A 3318-nucleotide genomic window follows, 5' to 3' on the forward strand; every position below is an offset into this window, starting at 1 on the left:
CGCGCAACGCCTACCAGAACTACAACGTGGCCGTGAACCTCTCCGACCGGGTCATCTACACCTACATGGGGGTGCTGCGGCCCAACCTGGGGAACGCCAACTACTGCAGCGCGGGCCAGCTCTCGCCGCTGCTCAATGATCCCCTGTTCCGCACCATCGGCGTCGGGACGCGCATCTTCCTGGGCGGGGGCGTGGGTTACGTGGCCTGGCACGGCACGCAGCACAACACCGACGTGCCCCGCGCCGCCAACGGCACGCCCACCCGTCCCGCAGGGACCATCGCCGTCATCGGAGACCTGCGTGGGATGAAACCGCGTTACCTGACCGGGTATTCCATCCTCGGTTATGGGGCCACTCTGGCGGTGGGCATCGGCATCCCCATTCCGGTGCTTGACGAGGAGGTGGTGCGACACGCCGCGGTGCGCGATTCCGACCTCAAGGCCCCGGTGGTGGACTACTCCGTGGATTATCCCCAGGGAACGGGACGCGTGCTGGGGGAGGTCACCTACGCGGAGTTGAAGAGCGGGCGCATCGTGGTGGAGGGCAAAGAGGTTCCCACCGCTCCGCTGTCCAGCTACAGCAGGGCGAGGGAGATAGCCGAGACCCTGAAGGGTTGGATATGTGAGGGGAGGTTCTTTCTCAGCGAGCCTGTGGAGCTCCTTCCCTGCGCGGCGAGGGATAAGGGGGTGGGCTGAATGGTGCGACACAAAATAGTACTGCACTTTCCCCACGAGCAGGTGGACAAGCCAATAGTGAGCAAGTTGGTGCGGGATTACAACCTGGACTTCAACATTCTCAAGGCCTCCATCACCCCTCGCGAGGAAGGCCTTCTGGTTCTGGAGGTGACCGGGGAGGAGGCGGATTACGACCGCGGTCTGGAGTACCTCCGCTCCTGCGGCGTGGAGATCCAGCCCCTCTCCCAGGACGTCAGGCGAAACGAGGAGCGGTGCACGCATTGCGGGGCCTGCCTGGCGGTATGCCCGACGGAGGCGCTGAGGCTGGACCGGGAGACGTGGGAGGTGAGGTTCGCGGAGGACGACTGCGTGGCCTGCGAGCTCTGCGTAAGGGCCTGTCCCCCGCGGGCGATGGAGATACATTACTGACGAGAGGGCGTTTCCAGTGCCCTCCTTCGGCGCGATGCTGGTAAAATAGCGATATGGCCAAGTTGGAGCTCGAGAATTCGGGCCAGGTGTTCAGCCTGGAAGAGAGAGCGGAATACACCCTGGGCAGGTCGGATCCGGCCACCCACTCCTTCCCGGACATCGACCTCGCGCCTTTCGGGGCGCTGGATGCCGGGGTCTCAAGGAGGCACGCCAAGATCACCCGCCTGGGGGGAGGGCGCTATTACATCATGGATCTCGCCTCCACCAATTACACCCACGTCAACGGGGAGAAGCTGGAGGCCTTCGAACCGCGGCCTCTGGCGGACGGGGACGAGATCTACATGGGAACGCTGAAGCTCGTCTTCCGGGCCTGAGGGATGCGGTGCCCCCTCCGGCCGGGTCTTGCAACCTCGGCCGGACGGGGTGCCTTTTTCTTTGAACGGGCGCGTTCCGCGCTGCCCGGTTATAAGGTACGGGGCGGGTGGTGTCGATAGAATAATGTCGACGGGAAGGGTTCGGGGTCCTTCCCGGCGCGAGAAAGCCGGACTTGTCCGTTAGCGTTCCGGGTGGAGCGATGGAGGAACGATACCGCATCTTGAGGGAGATAGGGCGGGGGGCCATGGGCCGGGTGTACCTGGCCCATGACACGCTCCTGGAGAGGGATGTGGCCCTTAAGGAACTGAGCGTCCCCGATTACCTGAGTGATGAGGAGAAGGCCGAGGTGCGGGAGAGGTTCCGCCAGGAGGCCAAGGCGGCGGCAAGGCTGACCCACCCGCACATCCTCACCGTGCACGACATCATCCTCTCGGGGGACCGCCAGTTCATAGTCATGGAGTACCTGGAGGGCAAGACCATGCGGGAGGTGCTGACGGAGCGCCGCCTTTCACCCGAGGAGGTCATGAGCATCGCCCCCATGGTCTGTGAGGCCCTGGGATACGCGCACCGGCAGGGCATCGTCCATCGCGACGTGAAACCCGACAACATCTTCGTCCTCCAGAACGGGAACATCAAGGTTGCGGATTTCGGTATCGCCAAGATGATACGGGTGAGCGACCGCACCCACACCGACGTCATCATGGGCACTCCCAACTACATCGCGCCGGAGGTCATATTGGGCAGGCCTTACGACTACAGGGTGGACATCTTCGCCCTTGGGGTCACCATGTACGAGATGCTCTCCGGGCAGCGGCCCTTCGATGCGGAGAACGATTTTGCCATTATCTACCGCGTGGCCACCGAGGAACCGCGATCCCTGTCCGAGTTAGTCGAGGGCCTTCCGCCCACCCTGGAGCGAGCCGTCCACCGAGCCCTCCAAAAGGAACCCTCGCTGCGGTACGGGAGCATGGACGAGCTCAAGGCCGACCTCATGAAGGTGCGCTCGGAGTTGGGGATGGAATCTGGCGAGAAGGAGCCCTTCGACAAGAAGCGGGCCCTTATGAGCGAGCTGGAGGCGGCGCGAGAGGTGCGGCTGGACCTGGATGCGCCCGGAGGTGGATATGACTTCCGCCGTGACCGTGGGTGGAAAGAGCTCATCAGCCGCATCTATTCCGACCATCCCCTGGAGGAATCGGGCAGCGGTAAGGCGGAGGCCGTGACGGCGGCGGTCGGCACCGCGGCCGCGGAAGCCGGACCCCGGACCTATTTACCAGTATATGACAATTACAGTTCTCGGGAGGACCTTTCCCGGAGCGGGAAAGGGGAAAGCGCGGCGGGAAGCGAGGTTCGCGCCCGACCCTTTACCGCCGCTGCGCTGCACGAAGATCCGCTGGCCCGGGGGCAATGGGTAGCGGATTCCGGCGAGTTCGCCTTCCCCGGCAGAGCGAGGCGGCTGGCCTTCTACATCCCCGCCCTGGCCGCGCTGCTGGTCGTCTCCACCCTGTTCCCCTGGATAGGAAAGGCCCTCAACCCCCTGCGCAGCATGGCGGGGATCTCCTTCCCGGAAGGGATGCTGTTTTCCGGCCTGGCCACGCTGGTGGCGGGTTGTGACGCCCTTCTGGCCCTGGGGATGGTGCAGCCCAAAAAATGGGTGGGAGCCATGAGGGTCATGTCCCTCCTGGCGCTCCTGACCGTGATGGTCTTTCTGGGCCTGCGGGTCATCGCTGGCCTGGGCTACCATAGGGCGCCGGGCCTTTCGCCGGGACAGGCGCTGGCGGGCACGGGTTGGGGCCTGTGGCTGGCGCTGGCCGGGAGCGCGGTGTTCTATTCCCTCTGCTCC

At 64.5% G+C, this 3318-nt stretch carries 4 protein-coding genes; all 4 read left to right on the top strand.

Annotated elements, in window-relative coordinates; translation table 11 throughout:
* Positions 1-695: homocysteine biosynthesis protein (locus tag H7007_RS00055; RefSeq protein ID WP_287152435.1), on the top strand; the 695-nt coding region annotated here is incomplete at its 5' end.
* Positions 696-1103, top strand: a complete 408-nt coding sequence (locus tag H7007_RS00060; protein ID WP_287152436.1) for an NIL domain-containing protein — start codon at positions 696-698, stop codon at positions 1101-1103.
* 53 nt (positions 1104-1156) lie between these two features.
* A complete protein-coding gene (locus H7007_RS00065; RefSeq protein ID WP_287152437.1) occupies positions 1157-1477 on the top strand; it encodes an FHA domain-containing protein in 321 nt (106 codons plus the stop codon).
* Positions 1478-1677: 200 nt separating this feature from the next.
* A partial coding sequence (locus tag H7007_RS00070) for a serine/threonine-protein kinase (protein WP_287152438.1) occupies positions 1678-3318 on the top strand: 1641 nt, incomplete at its 3' end.

Origin of the sequence: Candidatus Solincola tengchongensis (assembly GCF_015711935.1) — a bacterium.
Classification (GTDB): domain Bacteria; phylum Actinomycetota; class Geothermincolia; order Geothermincolales; family RBG-13-55-18; genus Solincola_A; species Solincola_A tengchongensis.